Origin of the sequence: Legionella sp. PATHC035, from assembly GCF_026191115.1 — a bacterium.
Lineage (GTDB): Bacteria > Pseudomonadota > Gammaproteobacteria > Legionellales > Legionellaceae > Legionella.
Genome location: NZ_JAPHOT010000001.1, coordinates 1,568,702 through 1,587,712, shown reverse-complemented (window position 1 = coordinate 1,587,712; position 19,011 = coordinate 1,568,702). Strand labels below are relative to the sequence as shown.

Below are 19,011 nucleotides of genomic sequence, written 5' to 3'. Positions count from 1 at the left end.
TTTAATCAGGTGGTAAGGACTATAAATGAAATTAAGTAAATTATGGTTACGTGAATGGGTAAATTTCTCATTAACTGAACAAGAATTAGCACATCAACTGACCATGGCTGGCCTGGAAGTCGATGCAGTGAGTCCCGTAGCAGGAGAGTTTACTCATGTCATTGTGGCCGAAGTTCTTAGTACCAAACCTCATCCAAATGCAGATAAATTGACTGTATGTGAAGTGAATGCCAACACAGAAAAGCCTTTGCAAATTGTGTGTGGTGCTTCTAACGTTAGAGCCGGTTTAAAAGTGGCATTAGCAATGGTTGGTGCGCGTTTACCAGGTGGTTTTAATATCAAAGAGTCTAAATTACGCGGCGAACTATCACAAGGAATGCTTTGTTCTGTGAGCGAACTAGGCATGGCTGAGCACTCTGAAGGCATCATGGAATTAGAAAGTGATGCTCCGGTAGGGATGGATTTACGCGAATATTTAACCCTTGATGATCATATTTTTGATATTGATTTAACCCCTAATCGTGCTGATTGTTTTAGTGTATTAGGCATCGCCCGTGAGGTCGCAGTATTGAACAAATTACCTTTACTGGAACAGTCTATTGCCAAGGTGACGCCAAGCATTGATGATGTATTACCTATACAATTGAAAAACTCTGAAGCATGTCCGCGTTATTGTGGTCGCGTCATTCGACATATCAATCCTCAAGCAACAACCCCTTTATGGATGACAGAACGTTTACGTCGTGGTGGTATACGCACTGTACATCCCATTGTGGATGTCATGAATTACGTAATGCTCGAATTGGGCCAACCCATGCACGCCTTTGATTTAGACACCGTCAACGGTGAAATTAATGTGCGCTTTAGCAATACTCAAGAACAATTAGAATTGCTTGATGGTCAACAGTTAACACTAAATGAAAAAGTATTAGTGATTGCCGACCAAGAAAAACCTTTGGCGATGGCCGGAATTATGGGGGGGGAGGCGAGTTCTGTCCAAGCACATACGCAAAATGTATTTTTAGAAAGTGCCTATTTTAATCCCATTGTTATCGCTGGGATTGCAAGAAAGTTTGGTTTATTCAGCGATTCATCCCAGCGTTTTGAGCGAGGGGTTGATCCTGGTTTGCAGATGAAAGCATTAGAACGCGCTACGGCATTAATTTTATCAATTGCAGGTGGAGAGGCTGGGCCAGTTATTGAGGCTTTTGATCAAAAACATATCCCGGGAATAGTGAGTTTTTCTTTTGATACCGATAAAGTGAAGAAATTAACCGGCCTTAGTATTTCATTGCAAGAAATGAAAAGTTTATTAGGCGGACTCGGGATTGTTATTGGAAAAGAACACAATAATTGCCTTGATGTTATCATTCCCTCCCATCGTTTTGATATTCAACAGGATGTCGATTTGGTTGAAGAAATTATCCGTCTGTATGGGTATGATAATTTACATGCACAACCTACCTACACTTTGGCGCAGGCAGGAAAAACGTGTGGAAACGAGGAAATCGCGACCACACTTTCCCGATGGTTTAGCTGCAGAGGATATCATGAGGCGATCAGCTACAGCTTTGTTGACCCTGAGTTACAGCAAGCACTCTACCCGCATAAAGAATTTATGCAGTTACTTAATCCGATTTCCTCGGAATTATCGCAAATGCGTGCTGGGATGTGGCCAGGTTTGATTGCATCCATGATTTATAATGTTCATCGTCAACAACATGCCGTAAAAATTTTTGAAATTGGTGTGGTTTTTGATGTGAACAAAGGGCAGCTGGTAGAGCGCCCTTGCGTTGCAGGCTTATTAATGGGGCAGCAAGGCGGTGTAAATTGGAGTGAACCGACTCGCTGTTTTGATTTTTTTGATCTGAAAGGGGATCTGCAATCTTTATTTGCATCACTCAAATTAAAGCAAGTCGAATTCGTTGCTGCGGCACATGACGCCCTACATCCTGGACAATCAGCTCAAATCAAGATTAATGGAATGCCTGCAGGATGGATAGGCATGCTACATCCTCGTTTAACTGATGCTTTGGATTTACACCATGATGTGTTGCTGTTTGAAATCAATTTAGCGGCATTAATTGGACATGAGCAACCACGCTATAAAGCAATTTCCAAATACCCCCAAATTCGTCGCGACTTATCATTCTTGGTTGACGCGGATGTTAGTGTCATGCAAATTGAAGCAGTTGTCCGAGCAACGATCAATGAAAATTGGCTAAAATCCTTTGATGTGTTTGATGTATACACAGGAGAGGGTGTTCCCGAAGGAAAGAAAAGTCTTGCGGTGGCTATGACCTTGCAAGATGAAAGCCGGACATTGGTTGATGCCGAGATAAATTCTTTAATTAGTGCTATAATCAATACGTTAGAAAATAAATTTTCAATCATATTGAGGGAATAATCGTGAATGCACTAAGCAAAGCAATAATGGCAGAAACCTTAAGTGATGAATTAAAATTGTCCAAACCCGCATCAAAAGAAATGGTCGAGAATTTTTTTGAAGAATTGCGGCATGCACTGGAACATGGACATCATGTAAAATTATCTGGTTTTGGTAATTTTACTTTAAGGGATAAGCCACAAAGACCAGGAAGGAACCCCAAAACAGGTGAAGAAATTCCTGTAGTAGCCAGGAGAGTAGTAACCTTTAAACCGGGTTTGAAATTAAAAACAAAAATTGAGTCTATAGGAAAATAATTCATTGGCCTATTACAACAAACATGTCCTCATATGCACTAACCAAAAGGCTGCAGGCAAACAATGCTGCGCCAATACCGGCGGTGAAGCTTTTTTTGATTATATGAAGTCGCGACTCCTGGAGTTAGAGATCCATGGTCCAGGTAAAATTCGTGTCAGTAAATCAGGATGTCTTGGGCGTTGCAGCTCAGGTCCTTGCATCGTAATCTATCCTGAAGGTGTATGGTACTCCTATGCATCATTTGCCGATATTGATGAAATTATCGAAAAACATTTAATTGCTGGTGGTCTTGTTGAGCAATTGTTGATTGATCAAGAATAATTAACCTGCTCAATTGGCCTCGGGGTTGTGAGCGATACCTTAAGTACAGCCCGGTGTAGAACAAATAAAATGTAGGTCGGGCTTTAGCCCAATTTTTTTCTGAAGCGGATGACTTATGGAACTTTTATCAGTCCAAGGCTCAACCTGCATTAGAGCAAAAATAATTATGATTCTTGTATGAAATTTGTTATATTTACGCGGATTTAAATAATTGTTTATAAATTTTTATCCTTTTTTACTTGTAGGATGTTTCTGTTTTGGTTAAAATCGCCCGTCCATGATAGAAGATTACCAATTTAGGCGGTTCGGAGTTCATTTAATGAAGACATTTAGTGCCAAAAGCCATAAAGTCAAACGTGACTGGTTAGTGGTTGATGCCAGTGATAAAGTTTTGGGTCGCTTAGCTAGTGAAATTGCACGTCGATTACGTGGCAAGCATAAAGCTGAGTATACCCCTCATGTTGATACAGGCGATTACATCGTTGTTACCAACGCGGAAAAGGTTATTGTGACCGGCCGTAAGTTTACCAACAAGATGTATTATCGTCACACTGGATATCCTGGTGGAATAAAATCAGATAGTTTTGAAAAATTGCAGGCTAGAAATCCTGTTAGAATTATCGAACTTGCTGTCAAAGGCATGTTACCCAAAAATCCTTTAGGTAGAGAGATGTATCGTAAGCTCAAAGTATATGCAGGTAACGAGCATCCACATACTGCACAGCAACCCAAGCAACTTGATATTGAGGAATAAGTATTATGGCTGAAATGAAGCAATACTACGGCACTGGTCGTAGAAAAAGTTCAACAGCTCGTGTGTTTCTACGTCCAGGCAAAGGCGACATCAAAGTAAACGGTCGTACTTTACAAGAATATTTCTGTCGTGAAACCTCTTGCATGGTTGTTATGCAGCCATTAGAAACCGTTGATCTTGTGAATAAGTTTGATGTGTACGTTACAGTTTCTGGCGGTGGAATTTCTGGTCAGGCAGGCGCTGTCCGTTTAGGTATTGCCAGAGCGTTAGTTGCTTATGATGAAACTGGATTGGCAGAAGATGCTGAACCAAATCCCAATTCTGTTCGCAGAAAACTTCGTGCACGTGGCTTGCTAACTCGTGATTCACGTCGTGTTGAAAGAAAGAAAGTGGGCTTGCACAAAGCACGTCGTGCAACTCAATACTCAAAACGTTAATCGTTTTTTGGTTAAAAAGCCCCGCACCCGCGGGGTTTTTTGTTTGGCGTTGTTATATTACTATTAAGCCTTAAGGGCACCGAGCCCAAAGGGGAAAGGTTCATTGGCGGTATTTATACGCCATCCGCCCCTGATGGACACTCTTCTCCCCATAGTGAGAAAGTGCGTTGAATTAATTTTGATGACGGTAGCACAACAAGGCTACAGAAATATCAGCTATGGAAAATCAAATTATTGAACCTGAGCAGGATAAATGCGACCGTGTAGATGAAGATCGCCGTCGATTTTTGTTGACCTCAACTTGTGTATTGGGAGGAATAGGCGCTCTTTGCGCTTTAACACCCCTTGTTGCTTCGTGGCTACCTAGTGCCAAAGCTCAAGCAGAAGGCGCTCCCGTGCAGGTCGATATAAGTAAATTGGAGCCAGGTGAACAGGCAGTTGTTGAATGGCGTGGTAAACCAGTATGGATAATTAGACGAACTCAGGAAATGTTGCAACGGTTAACTACAGGTTCTTCAAAGTTACGCGATCCGAATTCGTTGACCCAACAACAACCCTCCTATGCGAAAAACGAGCATCGATCGATTAACCCTGAGTATTTAGTCCTTATAGGTATTTGTACCCACCTGGGATGTTCTCCTAAATACAAGCCTAATCTAGGTGATTTAGGACCTGACTGGCCAGGTGGTTTTTTTTGTCCTTGCCACGGCTCAACTTTTGATCTTTCTGGTAGAGTGTTTAAGGATGTTCCTGCACCAATTAATTTGGAAGTCCCGCCCTATTATTTTCTCAATAAGCATACTCTTGTTATTGGCGAGGATAAGGCATAAATTTTTTGTGTTGGGCGTGATGGTTATCGGGCAAGGGTCGGCAGTGGACATGAGCACGAGAATGAGGTGCGGCAGCGCTCTTTTTTCAGAACAGCATACGGTATGCATGAATCAATTGACCGAGCGTGTCCATGTCCGATAGAAGGCTACATGCCAGGCTCCAAAACAGGTAATAGAAAAAAGGCTAGAGTAAATGAATAAACTCCTTAATTGGATTGATGAGCGTTTTCCACTGATGAGCACTTGGAAAACATATTTCAGTGCCTATTATGTTCCCAAAAATTTAAATTTTTTTTATTTTTTTGGTTCATTAGCACTTGTCGTTTTAGCCAATCAATTTATTACAGGTTTATGGCTTACCATGTTTTATACCCCAAGTGCAGAACAGGCTTTTTCTTCCATAGAGTACATCATGCGTGATGTAAACTTCGGTTGGTTATTGCGTTACATGCATTCCACCGGCGCCTCCGCATTTTTTATTGTTATCTACTTACACATGTTTCGCGGTGTTCTATATGGGTCGTACCAAAAACCGAGGGAATTAGTTTGGCTTTTGGGAATTTTTTTGTATCTTTTACTTTTGGCGGGTGCTTTTTTTGGTTATTTATTGCCTTGGGGGCAAATGTCCTATTGGGGGGCTCAAGTAATTACTTCGTTGTTAAGTGCAATACCCTATATCGGTAAAAGTCTTGTTGTGTGGTTAAGAGGTGATTACACTGTTGGCAATGCTACGTTGCAACGGTTTTTCGCTTTACACGTTATCGCGATTCCCTTTTTGCTCTTTATGTTGGTCTTTTTGCATGTGGTTGCCTTGCATAAGGTAGGATCTAATAATCCAGACGGAATCGAAATCAAAAAGCAACTGGATGAAAAAGGCGAGCCTGTAGATAAAATTCCTTTTCATCCTTATTACATTGTGAAAGATCTATTGATGATCATTGCTTTTCTCGGCCTGTTTTTCGCTGTAGTGTTTTTCGCTCCCGAAATGGGGGGATATTTTTTAGAGCATAATAATTTTGCACCCGCTAATCCCTTAATTACCCCAGATCATATAGCTCCGATGTGGTATATGTCACCGTATTATGCCATGTTGCGGGCTATTCCAGATAAATTATTAGGCGTAATGTGTATGGGGCTTGCCATATTAGTTCTGTTCTTTTTACCATGGCTTGATCGCAGTCCAGTCCGCTCAATGCGTTATAAGGGTAACTATTCACGAGCTATGTTGTTTCTATGCGTCATCGCATTTGTACTTTTGGGATATCTAGGAACAATCCCTGTAACGCCAGGGCGTTTATTTTTGGCTCGTGTTAGTACGGGACTCTATTTTGCGTATTTTATCTTGATGCCTTTTTATACTCGTTTTGAATCATCACGCCCATTACCTGCACGCATAGGAGGGCGATAATGCAAAAAAAAGCATGCGTTTTATTCTTGTTGGCATGGTTTTCGGGTTTGCTTGTCAATCCCATTGTTTTAGCGTATCCCGTCAATGTTAATGTACAAGATAAGGAGAGTTTGCAAAGAGGCGCTCGTTTATTTATGAATTATTGTTCTGGCTGCCACTCTTTAAAATATTTACGCTATAATCATCTAGCCAAAGGATTAGACTTAACCCAGTTTAATGGTCGAATTAATGAAGATTTATTAAAAAATAATCTGATTTTTACCCAGGCAACCATTAATGATCCAATTCGTATTGCTTTGCCCCCGGAAGATGCAAAACAATGGTTTGGAATAGTACCTCCGGATTTATCTTTGGTTGCTCGAGAAAAAGGTACGGAATGGCTGTATGGTTATCTCAATGGTTTTTATAAAGATGATGCTCGACCCTTTGGGACCAATAACCGACTTGTCCCTGATGTTGCAATGCCAAATATTTTGGAAACGATGAACCACGAATTACCCGAGGAACAATTTAACACTAATTTACATGATTTGGTGACTTTTCTTGCCTACGTTGGTGAGCCAGTCCAACCACTGCGCTACCACATGGGGTTCTTTGTCGTAGGCTTTTTATTTATTTTATTTGTTGTTGCACTGGGTTTAAAAACAGTTTATTGGCGAAAAATCGGCATAAAGTAACCCAAACAGGTAAAAATGTGGTAAAGTGCGAGTTTTGTGTGTGAACTTTACCTTTATCTAGGTTTTATGAATTAAATAGGAGTTGCTCATGGCAATTGTTGCGAAGCGCACTATCATGTCTTTATTTTCCGATACGGATGATGTCTACAGTCATCAGGTGCGGATTGTGTTGGCTGAAAAAGGGGTGAATGTAGAAATTCTCGTCGCAAAACAAGCTGAGCCCAGCGCTGATCTTTTATCGGTTAATCCCTATGGAACTGTTCCAACTTTAATCGATAGAGAGCTTGTACTTTATGAGCCACGTATCATTATGGAATATTTAGATGAGCGTTTTCCTCATCCGCCTTTATTACCAGTATATCCTGTAGCACGCGCTGAAACACGAAAAATGATGCACAGAATAGAACATGATTGGTATTATTTAATGAACCGTATTTTGAGGGATGATAACGCGGAGCAGGCTAGAGCAAATTTATTTGAAAGCTTAACCGCTCTTGATCCTGTATTTGCAGATAAGCCTTATTTTTTGAGTGATGAATTTTCTCTATTGGATTGCGCATTAGCCCCTTTATTGTGGCGTTTGCCTCGATTGGGAATTGAAATTACACCAGAGTTTAAAGGAATAATTGCTTACATGCAGCGCTTGTTCAAACGTGAATCGTTTCAAGCAAGTCTGACTGATGCTGAGCGCCAATTAAGAGCGGCATAAACATATGACAATGACATCAAATAAACCTTATTTAATTCGTGCAGCCTACGATTGGATAGTAGATAACGAATTAACACCTTATATCCTGGTTAATGCGGCATATACAGGGGTACAGGTACCCAACGAGCATGTGAACCATGATCGTATTGTGTTAAATATTTCTCCGGCAGCAACTCGCGGTCTTTTATTAGAGAACGATCGTATTATTTTTACAGCTCGATTTTCAGGAAAAACGGAACAAATTTTTGTTCCTCCTGGAGCGGTATTAGAAATTTATGCGAAAGAGAATGGTAGAGGCATCGCTTTTGCCATAGAAGATGAAGAAGAACCACCTCCAGCTGCTTCTAGTGGTGAATCTGAGGGCTCAACTACCTCTAAAAGTAAGCCTTCGTTAAAATTAGTCAAGTAAATGGAAGTAGCTTGGGTGAAGGCGAAGCCGAAACCCGGGAATGCTGATGCCTGGGTTTTATACACTACATCCTAGACTACATATAAGAAACGTGTTCAAACTAAGCCCTGTTCCAATTTTGCTGACTTGAGCCAAGACAGTACAATGAAACAGGCCTTAATAGATTTGGAGCACAAGGTGACCATACCAGCAAATTCCCTTTATCGTTGTGAACAAATTAGATCTTGTGAACAACAAGCAACATCTTTGTTTCAATTAGATGAAAATGAATTAATGTCACGGGCGGGAGCCGAGGCTTTTTTACTGATAAAAAAGCTTTATCCGCATGTGCGCCACATTGCCGTATATTGTGGTGCAGGCAATAATGCAGGCGATGGATATGTAGTTGCACGCCTAGCGCATGAACAGGGAATATTGGTCACAATTTACCAATGCAAGGCCGTCGCTGATCTGCCTTTCGCCGCACAACATGCTGCCTTAATGGCGATCAATGCAGGGGTTGAGTGCCAAGCTGCGGATGAATCTTTAGATAGTGAAGCCGAGTTAATTGTTGATGCTCTGTTAGGGATAGGTCTGAGAGGACCGGTACATGGAGTTATTGCATCGGCGATCCAGCAGATCAATGCAAGCGGACTACCTGTTGTTGCTCTGGATATTCCCACCGGTCTTAATGCCGATACAGGAACGGTTGAAAACCTTTGTGTCAAAGCCAATACGACCGTAACGTTCATTGCCCAGAAAGTGGGGATGTATACTGCAGATGGTCCGGATTATTGTGGTGATATTCATTGTTGTTCGTTACAACTTGAGCCCTGTGTGTCCAAGCTCATTCCTGCAGCACGTCTGCTAAGCTCTGCCACGCTATCTTTACCGCTTGCCGAGCGTAAAAAGAATTCGCATAAGGGCAATTATGGTCATGTTTTAATAATTGGCGGAGGTCCAGGCATGCCTGGCGCGATTAGTTTGGCCGCGAAAGCGGCGATGCGAACTGGGGCCGGCGCAGTTACTGTCGCAACTTGGCCTGAACATGCAAAAAATGCCTTACCATTAATTCCAGAAGCGATGGTGAGCGGGGTAAAAACTGCTAAAGAGTTAATGCCTCTTTTAGGCCGTGCTTCAGTCTGTATTATTGGGCCTGGCCTAGGGGAGAGTGAATGGGCGATTAACCTATTTTTGACTGCCATTACGTCACAATTGCCTATGGTTATCGATGCATCCGCATTAAGATTGTTATCCGAGCACGCACAAGTTGATGATAATTGGATTTTGACCCCCCATCCTGGTGAAGCGGCTTGCCTGTTGTCTTGTTCGACTGATTTGATTCAGAAAGATAGATATCAAGCAGCAGCAAACATCCAACAACAATATGGTGGGGTCGTTGTGTTAAAAGGTGCCGGGACAGTGATTCAAACTGCTGAAAAAGATACTTTTGTTTGTCCTCGGGGTAATCCAGCAATGGCTAGCGCTGGCATGGGTGATGTATTAAGCGGTATTATTGCAGGCCTTTGTGCTCAAGGATTTTCTTTAGCTGATGCAGCGCAGTGTGGTGTTTGGGCGCATGCAGTTGCTGGAGACCAGGTAGCCAAAGAGCTGGGAGGCGCTGGATTATTGGCCAGCGATTTATTTGATGTGTTACCTCATATTTTAAATTACCCTGAATGATGATAAATAGCGAATTAGATACAGCAAGATTAGATTTACCGGATGAAAAGGCAAGTGAACAGTTTGCTGCTCGATTGGCAACGTGTCTTTGTCCTTCCTTAATCATAACTTTTAGTGGCGATCTGGGTGCTGGTAAAACCACCATTATTCGCGCCATGTTAAGGCAGCTTGGGGTCCAATCTGCGATTAAAAGCCCAACTTTTTCGTTAGTAGAGAGCTATATATGCAATCATTTGACCATTCATCATTTTGATCTCTATCGAATACATCATGAAGAGGAGCTAGAATATTTAGGATTCAGGGATTATTTTACGCAAGGGAGTATTTGTTGCATTGAATGGGCTGAAAATGCAGGAAAAGCATTGCCTAATGTGGATATTCGTTTTAAGTTAAGTATTAAAGGGGCTGGACGTGAAATGCAAATAATGGCATTGAGCACAGAGGGTAAAAGAATTTTAGCTCGCCTAGCAGGTGAAACATGATAGTTCGCTCATGGTGTTTTGTGGTACTGTGTCTTTTTTCTATTGCCACATTTAGTGCTCAACTTAAGTCCATTTTCTTGAAACAACAAGGAAATCAAACGTCGCTTTTTCTAACAATCAATGGACCATTTACACATAAATTGTTCTTTTTAACTAATCCCGAGCGCGTTGTATTGGATTTAAAGGAAACACAACTCGCTGTAGATTTAAATCAACTGGGGTTAATCAATGGGTTGGTACGACAAGTTCGCAGCGGGCGTTCTGATTCGCGCACTTTACGATTAGTTTTCGAGGTCAATCAACATGTACAACTCCGCTCAGCTCCTTGGAAGCCTAATGGGGCTTTTGGTGGTGTACGGGTTGATTTATTGCATAGTGGCCGTGTTGCTCAGCCAATTGCAGTAAATAGTGCTCCCAAGAGTGCTCCCGTGTTGCCCCAAAAAGCCAATATAAAGTATAGACAACCTGCAAAAGTGGCTGTACAAACTGCACCGAAACAGCCAGTCCATCCTATTCTGGCAAATCAACAACCGATTAAAGTAAGCGGTAAGCCTTCAAAGCTGCGTGATGTGATTGTGGTTTTGGATGCCGGCCATGGAGGCAAAGACCCTGGGGCTCGAGGTCCTCATCACAGCAGGGAAAAAGACGTTGTTTTGGCAATTACTTTGAAGTTAAAACAATTAATTGATAAGCAACCGGGGATGCGTGCCGTATTAACCCGCTCTGGAGATTATTATGTAGGGCTGAGACAGCGGCTGGACATTGCCAGAAAATATAATGGGGATATATTTGTCGCCATTCATGCGGATGCATTTAATAATCCTCATTCAAACGGTGCTTCCGTATTTGCTTTATCACAACGAGGGGCAACGAGTGAGGCGGCACGCTGGCTGGCAGAAAAAGAAAACTATTCCGAGTTAGGTGGCGTGAATTTAGGTGATTTGGATGATCAAAATGGTGTAGTACGCTCGGTTCTCATTGATTTGTCACAAACAGCAACAATTAATGCAGGGTTGCAAATGGGGGGGCGCGTTTTAAATCAACTGGGTAATTTTACCAATTTACATAATAACAAAGTGGAGCAGGCTGGTTTTGTGGTGTTGAAGTCAGCTGATATTCCTTCCATTTTAGTGGAAACAGGGTTTATTTCAAATCCCATAGAAGAACGTAATTTAACAAACCCTAGTTATCAAGCGCGTTTGAGTCAGGCTATTTTTCAAGGGATTAAGGGATACTTCTGGGAAAATCCTCCTCATGGATCTCGCATCGAGGCAATGACAACAAACAATGTCCATTTAGTTCGTGCTGGGGAAACGTTACCCGCCATAGCCGCACGCTATCATGTTTCGGTTGCAGCCCTCCAATCCACAAATCATTTACGCGGCATTACCCTGCTTAAGCCGGGGCAGAAATTGGTGATTCCTCCGGCATGGGCATAAGAATTCAGCAACTACCACCGCTTATCGCCAATCAAATTGCTGCGGGCGAGGTTATAGAGCGACCTGCTTCGGTAGTAAAAGAACTATTGGAAAATTCTTTTGATGCAGGGGCTGACACCATCACCATCGAAATAGGTTATGGTGGACTCAATCAAATTAAGATCAGTGATAATGGAACAGGAATCCTAGCAGAAGATTTACCTTTAGCAATTGCCGCGCATGCGACCAGTAAAATTAATTCATTGGATGACTTGTATGCGATTGATAGCATGGGATTTCGTGGTGAAGCATTGGCCAGTATTGCCTCCGTAGCAAAAGTTACAATCAGTTCTAAACCGGAACACCAAGAGACGGCTGCTATGTTACGTGTACAAGGAACTGAGCGGTCTATTTCACCCTGTGCACGCAATGTAGGAACTACAGTAGATGTGGTTGATTTATTTTTTAATGCACCGGTTCGGAAACGATTTCTGAAAAGTGAAAAACTGGAGTTTCAAGCGATAGAAACTGTTGTGAAACGATTTGCTTTGAGTGCGCCCCACATTGCGCTTACCCTCAAACATAATGGAAAACAAATTTTATCGTTGCCTGCAGCAACAAACGAACAAGCTTGTTTAACACGTATAACCCGGATATTGGGGCATGCTTTTATTAAAGATTCCATTTATCTTGATGTAGCGCATGGAGCAATGAAACTCAATGGATGGATCAGTGGTCCCAATTTTCAGCGCAGCCAGAATGATCGACTGTGGGTTTATATTAATCAGCGCATGGTTAAAGATAAGTTGGTAAACCAGGCCCTAAAACAGGCTTATGATGGTTTGTTACATCCTGGACGATTTCCTGCATGTGTATTGTACTTCACGATGAACCATGCGGAGGTGGATGTGAACGTACATCCAACCAAGCATGAAGTACGCTTTCAGCAACCACGGTTGGTATTTGATTTTTTTACTTCCCAATTGAGTGCGGCATTGAAAACAAAACATGATATGGAGGATGCCGCTTCATATGTATTATTCCACCCATCAGCGCAAGGTCAAAATCAAGAGATTTATGAACCTTATCCTCAATTGAGCGAATTCAAAAGACCACGTGATTCTTCGGAAACTGAATTACCTTGGGTCATTTTAACCAATAGGTACATTTTAACATTTATTCATCAGCAACCGCATGTTATTGATGTGGTGGCGTTACATCAATATAAGCTGGAAAAGCAAATTTCCCAATTGGTTTTGCCTCTAGCGAGTAGGCCTTTATTGGTGCCGATTCGCTATTCTCTTCCTTTGAAACTCCAAAACCACAAAGAACATTTGGAGCAGGGCCTCAAACAGTTAGGAGTGGGTCTTGAGTGGATTGGAGAGCATGAAGTGCAGATTCGCAGTATTCCTCTATGTATGCCCTATTTGGATTTGCGTTTGTTCTTGGATTCTGTTGCGGAATGTGGTGTAGTTCAGCAGAGCACATTAATGGAGTTAATGAGTCGCTCACAATTATTTGATCCTAGACTGCTTAGTTTAGAGGAAAAAATCGATTTAAATGAGTTGCTGTTGCATATTTATCAAGAGGGACATCAGCAGCCAGGATTGTTTAAAGCATTAACAAATGAAGCATGTAGAAAGCTAGTGGGGGCATAGTCATTGCTGATTTTTATCAGGACTGATTACAACCCTCACCCCTACCCCTCTCCCATGGCTTGGGAGAGGGGATTCTCTCTTAAAATAAATTAAAATCCTTATCTCACCAGTAGGGATAAGATGAAGCTCTTTCTCACCGGTGGGGATTAGATAAAGCTCTTTCTCTCAGGTAGGGATAAGATAACTTTTTCTCACATGCAGGAGCACGATAAAAATCCCTTTTCCCTGCAAGGGATAAGGTGCCCGCAAGGGCGGATGAGGGTAATCTTATGATTGTTTTATTGAGAACTTGAATGGTTAACTTAATTTTTTGTTTAATGGGACCTACTGCATCAGGGAAAACGTCTTTAGCGTGTGAATTAATAACACGTTATCCTTTTGAAATTATTAGCGTTGATTCCGCAATGATTTATCGGGGTATGGACATTGGAACGGCCAAACCAACTCCTGAGGAGTTGCATAGTGCGCCACATCATCTAATCGATATTAAAGATCCTGTTGAGTCCTACTCTGCTGCTCAATTTTGTACTGACGCCTTATCTTTATGTGACACAATTTTCAAAAAAGGGAAAATTCCTCTTCTTGTAGGGGGGACGATGATGTATTTTAATGCGCTACAAAAAGGGTTATCTCATTTGCCCGAAGCGGATCCAGTTGTACGCCAGCAGTTAGAAGAAGAGGCGGCTTTATGCGGTTGGGCTGTTCTCCATCAAAAATTAGAACAGATTGATCCAGAATCTGCTGCACGGATCCATGCTCATGATGCACAACGAATTCAACGTGCCCTAGAGGTATATTATGTGACTGGTAAGACTCTGTCTTCCTTTCTTGTTCAACCGAATGAAAAAACGGACTATCACTTTGTGAATTTTATTCTTTTCCCTGAGCAAAGAGCATGGTTGCACGAACGGATAGCTCAACGCTATGATCAGATGCTTACTGAAGGCTTTATTGAAGAGGTAAAACAGTTACAGCAAAAATGGAATCTAACCATGAACTTGCCAGCCATGCGTTGTGTAGGGTACAGGCAGGTACTCGAATACTTGCAAGAGAATTGTGATTATTCCCTCATGCGTGATAAAGGGATTGCAGCGACGCGGCAATTGGCGAAACGCCAGTTAACCTGGCTTAGGCATTGGGGAGAGGCATTCTATTATGATCCACAAAATGAGGCTTTTCGCGATGAGATTATAGCGAAAATTGGGGAAATATTAGATAATCCTACCAAACACGTATCAAAGGAACATCATGTCAAAAGTTAAAAAAGAACCAGCAAGTACAGAAAAAAATTATATAGTCCATCGTAATGAATTACCTTTGAGTTGTCCAACAAAGGATATGGTTGTGTGGAATGCTCACCCTAAGGTTTATTTACCTATCGAAAAAACTGGAGTAGAAGTTTGTCCTTATTGTGGTTCGCGGTTTGTTTTACAGAATGATTAAATCTATTTGTATAGTACGTTTATCTGCATTAGGTGATGTTCTAATGGCTGTTCCGCTCATTAGAACGTTGCAAGCCAGTCTCCCACAAGCCAAGTTGACTTGGATCATTTCCAAGCCTGCTTTTGATTTGGTGGAAGGGATGGATGGTGTGGAGTTCATTTTAATCGACAAGCCGAACAGTGTTTTGGATTATTGGCGCTTTAAAAAACAAATGAAAGGGCGCACTTTCGATGTATTATTAGCGCCACAAGCAAGTCTTAGGACTAATCTACTCTATCCCCTGATTAGAGCAAAACGAAAAATAGGTTATGACGAGCACCGAGCCAATGATGCTCATGGTTTATTTGTTAATGAACGAATTACTCCGGGCTTAGAGCATACCTTGGATGGTTTTTTAAAATTTGCTCAGGCACTAGGAATAAAGGAGCGTGTTATTCGCTGGGATTTACCTATTGCTCCTGCAGACTATGAATGGGCGGATGAGCACCTACCCAAACAAGGCCCTATTTTGATCATTAATCCCGCCGCCAGTAAACCTGAGCGTAGTTGGCCTATTGATCGATATATTGAAGTCTTGCAACGAGCCCAGGAAAAATGGAACGTGCAAGTGGTGATCACTGGAGGGCCGATTGATTTTGATAAACATTTGGCAGAACAAATAGCTCAAGTTATCCCTGCAATCAATCTCGTTGGCAAAACGAGACCCAAACAATTATTAGCGCTCATAAGCAAAGCGACCGTTGTTCTTTGCCCTGACACGGGGCCTTCACATATGTCCACTGCGGTAAATACCCCAGTTATTGCGTTGCACGCCGTGACTAACCCGCTTATATCTGGTCCCTACCTTTTTCAACATTTAGTGGTCAATCGCTATCCTGAGGCAGCAGAAAAAATTCTGGGCAGCAAGCGAATTGAAGATGTTTGGGGTCAGCATGTACACGGTGACGAGCCCATGCAATTGATTTCCGTGGATGAGGTAATGGAAAAATTAGCAGTTGTTTTAGATGGTTATCGTCCATAGCAAATAAGTGAGTGGACTAGGACGTCAACTTCATTACCCCCAACCTCATCCACATACCTGACTTGAGTGAAATTCGAGTTTCAATCGTCCCTAGGTCGTCCTTAGTTGCAGCAATTGTTTGAACGCTTGCCATTTGTTGTCTCTACCACGCTACTGCGGTGCTGCTTTATTGGCTCTTACTAATGTATTTTTTTATTGAAAGCCATCTCTGAATGATTTTCTAAATCAGTGTCAAACGAGGGGCACTCCACGTCATTACCTTCCTTATTAAAACAGCTGTCCCAAAAAAGAAATGTGGTTGCTTGCTGTTGTTTCGGTCGAGTATATGGGGGCTCCTCATCACAAACCAGTTCGCTTTGATAACCAGTGGGGGTGTGTTTGTGGATTCTTGCATGAGATGATTCGATAGGTGAGCTGGCTTCCTGATATCGCTTGGCCTCTTCTTGCAAATGTTCTAGAGGTTGTTCTTTAAAGCGATAGACATTCATAAAAATCATGCATGCTTGAAGAATCATTAATGTGACGCCAACTACTGGATTAAGGGTCAAACCCACTGCAACCAATAACCCGCCAGATACCAAGATGGAGCCGAGATTGTAGGCCAGGCTCATGGCTAGATTTTGATTAATATTGGATACCGTTTGTTTGGAGATTGCAAAAACTGAAGCGATAGGCAGTAGCATTCCTTTATGAATGACCGCTCCTGCTGCCTCTTGCGTTAAAACATCACTGCTGTCCGATATTACGGCTATGCCTAAGTCACTGACCTTCATTCCAGGGGTATCATTTCCCGCATCGCCTACCATGGCTACTTTATGTCCTTTCCTCCTTAAAGCGAGGATACGGGAAGTTTTGGACAGGGCATTTTCATGTTGATCATTTTCTTCTAGAGAAGTGGGTTTGCAGCCGGCATAAACGTTTTCGATGCCAAGCGCTCTAGCATAACGAATCGCTGTTTCTTCATCTGCTCCAGTACACAAGCAGATTTCTTTTCCCATAGCCTTTAATGTACGAATAGTACAATAGGCATCTTCACGTAGCGGATCGGTGATTACCATGAATCCGATCACAGAATTCTCGCGCGCAACATAGACTACCTGATCCCCTGCTTCTAATTTTGGTTGTTTGAATTTAGCGGGAATGGCGATCTTTTTTTCTTTAATTAGCGTCATGCTGCCAATAGTATATTTTTTATTCCTTATTACCCCAGAAACTCCAGAATGATGAGAGTCATCTAGATCCGTAACTTTATAATGTGCCAGCTGATGTTGATTGGCAAACGAATAAATCGCTTGTCCTATGGAATGAGTTGACTTTTTTTCTAGGGCCGAACAATAGGAGAGTAACTCTGATTCGGTAAGTCCACTCTCATCAAATAGATACAGTTCTTTGATATTAGGAACCCCTGTTGTAAGGGTGCCATTCAAATCAAAAATTACCGTGTCTATTTGTTCTGCATGTTGTAATGTTTTGGCACTATTAAAGGTCACTCCATTTTCTGCTGCTTTGTGCATTCCTGTTTTTACCGCAAAAGGCGTAATTAACCCTAGAGTACAGGGGCAAGCACTTACTAAAACCGATACGGCGCACTGAATTGCGATAGCGGCGGGATAAAAGAGGCCGATAATGATTCCAGAGGCCACTGCTAATGCAATGACGGTTGGGATAAAATAAGTTAATAGTTGTTCGGTTTTTAATTCAATGGGTGCCGCTTCCAACGCCGATGCTTCTATTGCCTTATCGAGCCGTGCCAGGTAGGATTCTTTGTGATTTTTTGTGACACGAATAGCTAAAGGGTTTGCATGGTTCGCTAAGCGCATGCCAGCCACTACTTTTGCTTGTGGAGGAAAATAATGAGGAAGGGTAGCTCCGGTAATGATGGTATTGTAAATGATACTTTCATTTTCACAGGTGCCATCAAGAGGTATAACTTCCCCTGGATGCACAATAATCACGTCGTCTTTATTAATCAACTCTAAACTAATTTCATCAAAGCCATCAGTGTTCTGTTTTCTTACAACTTTAGGGACTCGGTCCTGAAACTTAGTGGTGCCAATTTTTTCTTTAATGGTATCTTCTATCGCAATACCTATATGTCTAAAGCCATAAATAAGCAAACCGGCTTCAAACATCATCGGAAGCCAAGGTACAAAGAGTGAGGCGATTGAGCAAACTATGATGGAAGCAGTACTGAGCGCAAATAAACTGTCCATAGTTAATTTTTTGCTTTTGGTCAATTTTATCCAAGCGTCATAATAGGAGTTATAACCAAGTAATAGGGTTAATAAACTACTAAAAACAGCAAGAGACGCCATCACAGGAAGTGAGAGTCCGCCGGTTGCAAGACAAAGGATAAGTACTGCCACTCCTGACACGCATCCGACTGCACCAAGAAGCCAATGCGAGTTAAAAAAATTTTTGATTTTATTGATGGTTTGCTTAAAGGGTGTTAGTTGCTCCGCCGGTGCTTGCGGTGCGTCCTTTTTATCGGGTTGATATTCATATCTTCTACATGTAAAACCGACCTCTTCAATATGGTTCTTAAGTTCCAACCAGATTTCCTGATCAACTCGTTTTTCTTCATCATCCTCTTTAACAATTACGGTTACTTTTTTAGGATCAGGTGTAGTGATGTCTGCGTGAAAATGTATCATCCTGTTAGATAGTTGGCCTTGCAGATAACTTCTAATAGTCCCACTGCAGTTAGCACAGGTCATCCCATCAACATAAAAAATATAGCTTCTGGATTTAGGCATATAGGCTCGTCAATTAAGAGTTATTTTATTAAGACTTGATATTTTTCTTATTGTTGTTAGGTCCTGAATTTTCTGGCTTAATTGCTCATATTTTCTGAGACAGCTCTGGCTTAGTCTTTGAAAAAAAAGAGGTTTTACTTAGGTCTATAAAACATCAAGCCTTAAGTTTATTAAAAAACAGAAAGTTATAATATGCGTGAAATCATATCACATGCATCATTTTTTGCACCATCTTTTTAAAAGTGCTTAGGAGATGACTCGAAGTCGTCTTTGAATTGATAAGAAATTCAAAGGCTGGCGATGAAATGATTGAGCTAAAATA

18 protein-coding genes are annotated in these 19,011 nt (G+C 41.7%); 17 read left to right on the top strand and 1 reads right to left on the bottom strand.

What is annotated here, in order from left to right; all coding sequences use genetic code 11:
• Positions 1–25: 25 nt before the first annotated feature.
• From pheT to OQJ13_RS06935, 17 genes are all read left to right on the top strand, one after another.
• Positions 26–2,407 carry a phenylalanine--tRNA ligase subunit beta gene (gene pheT, locus OQJ13_RS07015; RefSeq protein ID WP_265710155.1) on the top strand — a complete coding sequence of 794 codons (2,382 nt, stop codon included), beginning with the start codon at positions 26–28 and terminating at the stop codon, positions 2,405–2,407.
• Between the two features lie 2 nt (positions 2,408–2,409).
• Positions 2,410–2,703 carry an integration host factor subunit alpha gene (locus tag OQJ13_RS07010; RefSeq protein ID WP_028380711.1) on the top strand — a complete coding sequence of 98 codons (294 nt, stop codon included), beginning with the start codon at positions 2,410–2,412 and terminating at the stop codon, positions 2,701–2,703.
• A gap of 4 nt (positions 2,704–2,707) precedes the next feature.
• The gene (locus OQJ13_RS07005) at positions 2,708–3,025 is read left to right on the top strand and encodes a (2Fe-2S) ferredoxin domain-containing protein (protein WP_028380712.1); all 318 of its coding nucleotides are present in this window, start codon (positions 2,708–2,710) and stop codon (positions 3,023–3,025) included.
• Between the two features lie 319 nt (positions 3,026–3,344).
• Positions 3,345–3,779 (top strand): 50S ribosomal protein L13, encoded by a 435-nt coding sequence (rplM, locus tag OQJ13_RS07000; RefSeq protein WP_265710154.1) that lies wholly within the window; start codon positions 3,345–3,347, stop codon positions 3,777–3,779.
• A 5-nt stretch (positions 3,780–3,784) separates the two neighbouring features.
• Positions 3,785–4,216: a 30S ribosomal protein S9 gene (gene rpsI / locus OQJ13_RS06995; RefSeq protein WP_028380714.1), complete on the top strand. Its 432-nt coding sequence runs from the start codon at positions 3,785–3,787 to the stop codon at positions 4,214–4,216.
• Between the two features lie 218 nt (positions 4,217–4,434).
• Entirely contained in the window at positions 4,435–5,046 is a 612-nt protein-coding gene (gene petA / locus OQJ13_RS06990; RefSeq protein ID WP_265710151.1) for a ubiquinol-cytochrome c reductase iron-sulfur subunit, read from the top strand.
• A 193-nt stretch (positions 5,047–5,239) separates the two neighbouring features.
• Complete coding sequence (locus OQJ13_RS06985) at positions 5,240–6,454, top strand: cytochrome b (RefSeq protein WP_265710150.1); 1,215 nt, start codon at positions 5,240–5,242, stop codon at positions 6,452–6,454.
• Positions 6,454–7,131 (top strand): cytochrome c1, encoded by a 678-nt coding sequence (locus tag OQJ13_RS06980; RefSeq protein ID WP_265710148.1) that lies wholly within the window; start codon positions 6,454–6,456, stop codon positions 7,129–7,131. The genes OQJ13_RS06985 and OQJ13_RS06980 overlap by 1 nt, the downstream gene beginning before the upstream one ends.
• Positions 7,132–7,219: 88 nt before the next feature.
• Positions 7,220–7,840, top strand: a complete 621-nt coding sequence (gene sspA, locus OQJ13_RS06975) for a stringent starvation protein SspA (protein ID WP_265710147.1) — start codon at positions 7,220–7,222, stop codon at positions 7,838–7,840.
• Between the two features lie 4 nt (positions 7,841–7,844).
• Entirely contained in the window at positions 7,845–8,249 is a 405-nt protein-coding gene (locus OQJ13_RS06970; protein ID WP_265710146.1) for a ClpXP protease specificity-enhancing factor, read from the top strand.
• Between the two features lie 144 nt (positions 8,250–8,393).
• The gene (locus OQJ13_RS06965) at positions 8,394–9,911 is read left to right on the top strand and encodes an NAD(P)H-hydrate dehydratase (RefSeq protein ID WP_265710144.1); all 1,518 of its coding nucleotides are present in this window, start codon (positions 8,394–8,396) and stop codon (positions 9,909–9,911) included.
• The gene (tsaE, locus tag OQJ13_RS06960) at positions 9,908–10,393 is read left to right on the top strand and encodes a tRNA (adenosine(37)-N6)-threonylcarbamoyltransferase complex ATPase subunit type 1 TsaE (RefSeq protein ID WP_265710142.1); all 486 of its coding nucleotides are present in this window, start codon (positions 9,908–9,910) and stop codon (positions 10,391–10,393) included. Before OQJ13_RS06965 ends, tsaE begins: the two co-directional genes overlap by 4 nt.
• Positions 10,390–11,832 (top strand): N-acetylmuramoyl-L-alanine amidase, encoded by a 1,443-nt coding sequence (locus OQJ13_RS06955; protein ID WP_265710140.1) that lies wholly within the window; start codon positions 10,390–10,392, stop codon positions 11,830–11,832. The genes tsaE and OQJ13_RS06955 overlap by 4 nt, the downstream gene beginning before the upstream one ends.
• The gene (gene mutL / locus OQJ13_RS06950) at positions 11,823–13,469 is read left to right on the top strand and encodes a DNA mismatch repair endonuclease MutL (protein WP_265710138.1); all 1,647 of its coding nucleotides are present in this window, start codon (positions 11,823–11,825) and stop codon (positions 13,467–13,469) included. The genes OQJ13_RS06955 and mutL overlap by 10 nt, the downstream gene beginning before the upstream one ends.
• 293 nt (positions 13,470–13,762) lie before the next feature.
• Positions 13,763–14,731: a tRNA (adenosine(37)-N6)-dimethylallyltransferase MiaA gene (gene miaA, locus OQJ13_RS06945; protein WP_265710136.1), complete on the top strand. Its 969-nt coding sequence runs from the start codon at positions 13,763–13,765 to the stop codon at positions 14,729–14,731.
• Positions 14,718–14,912 carry a zinc-finger domain-containing protein gene (locus OQJ13_RS06940; RefSeq protein WP_028380725.1) on the top strand — a complete coding sequence of 65 codons (195 nt, stop codon included), beginning with the start codon at positions 14,718–14,720 and terminating at the stop codon, positions 14,910–14,912. Before miaA ends, OQJ13_RS06940 begins: the two co-directional genes overlap by 14 nt.
• Positions 14,905–15,933: a glycosyltransferase family 9 protein gene (locus tag OQJ13_RS06935; RefSeq protein WP_265710134.1), complete on the top strand. Its 1,029-nt coding sequence runs from the start codon at positions 14,905–14,907 to the stop codon at positions 15,931–15,933. The genes OQJ13_RS06940 and OQJ13_RS06935 overlap by 8 nt, the downstream gene beginning before the upstream one ends.
• Before the next feature lie 179 nt (positions 15,934–16,112).
• Here OQJ13_RS06935 and OQJ13_RS06930 read toward each other — a convergent pair whose 3' ends face one another.
• Positions 16,113–18,689, bottom strand: coding sequence for a heavy metal translocating P-type ATPase (locus OQJ13_RS06930; protein WP_265710133.1), 2,577 nt, complete (start codon positions 18,687–18,689; stop codon positions 16,113–16,115).
• Positions 18,690–19,011: the final 322 nt, after the last annotated feature.

Coding starts and splice junctions, on each gene's coding strand:
- pheT (WP_265710155.1), top strand. CDS start 26: ATGAAATTAAGTAAATTATGGTTACGTGAATGGGTAAATTTCTCATTA.
- sspA (WP_265710147.1), top strand. CDS start 7,220: ATGGCAATTGTTGCGAAGCGCACTATCATGTCTTTATTTTCCGATACG.
- rpsI (WP_028380714.1), top strand. CDS start 3,785: ATGGCTGAAATGAAGCAATACTACGGCACTGGTCGTAGAAAAAGTTCA.
- OQJ13_RS06930 (WP_265710133.1), bottom strand. CDS start 18,689: ATGCCTAAATCCAGAAGCTATATTTTTTATGTTGATGGGATGACCTGT.
- mutL (WP_265710138.1), top strand. CDS start 11,823: ATGGGCATAAGAATTCAGCAACTACCACCGCTTATCGCCAATCAAATT.
- OQJ13_RS06940 (WP_028380725.1), top strand. CDS start 14,718: ATGTCAAAAGTTAAAAAAGAACCAGCAAGTACAGAAAAAAATTATATA.
- OQJ13_RS06955 (WP_265710140.1), top strand. CDS start 10,390: ATGATAGTTCGCTCATGGTGTTTTGTGGTACTGTGTCTTTTTTCTATT.
- OQJ13_RS06965 (WP_265710144.1), top strand. CDS start 8,394: ATGAAACAGGCCTTAATAGATTTGGAGCACAAGGTGACCATACCAGCA.
- OQJ13_RS06985 (WP_265710150.1), top strand. CDS start 5,240: ATGAATAAACTCCTTAATTGGATTGATGAGCGTTTTCCACTGATGAGC.
- OQJ13_RS06980 (WP_265710148.1), top strand. CDS start 6,454: ATGCAAAAAAAAGCATGCGTTTTATTCTTGTTGGCATGGTTTTCGGGT.
- OQJ13_RS06970 (WP_265710146.1), top strand. CDS start 7,845: ATGACAATGACATCAAATAAACCTTATTTAATTCGTGCAGCCTACGAT.
- tsaE (WP_265710142.1), top strand. CDS start 9,908: ATGATGATAAATAGCGAATTAGATACAGCAAGATTAGATTTACCGGAT.
- miaA (WP_265710136.1), top strand. CDS start 13,763: ATGGTTAACTTAATTTTTTGTTTAATGGGACCTACTGCATCAGGGAAA.
- rplM (WP_265710154.1), top strand. CDS start 3,345: ATGAAGACATTTAGTGCCAAAAGCCATAAAGTCAAACGTGACTGGTTA.
- OQJ13_RS06935 (WP_265710134.1), top strand. CDS start 14,905: ATGATTAAATCTATTTGTATAGTACGTTTATCTGCATTAGGTGATGTT.
- petA (WP_265710151.1), top strand. CDS start 4,435: ATGGAAAATCAAATTATTGAACCTGAGCAGGATAAATGCGACCGTGTA.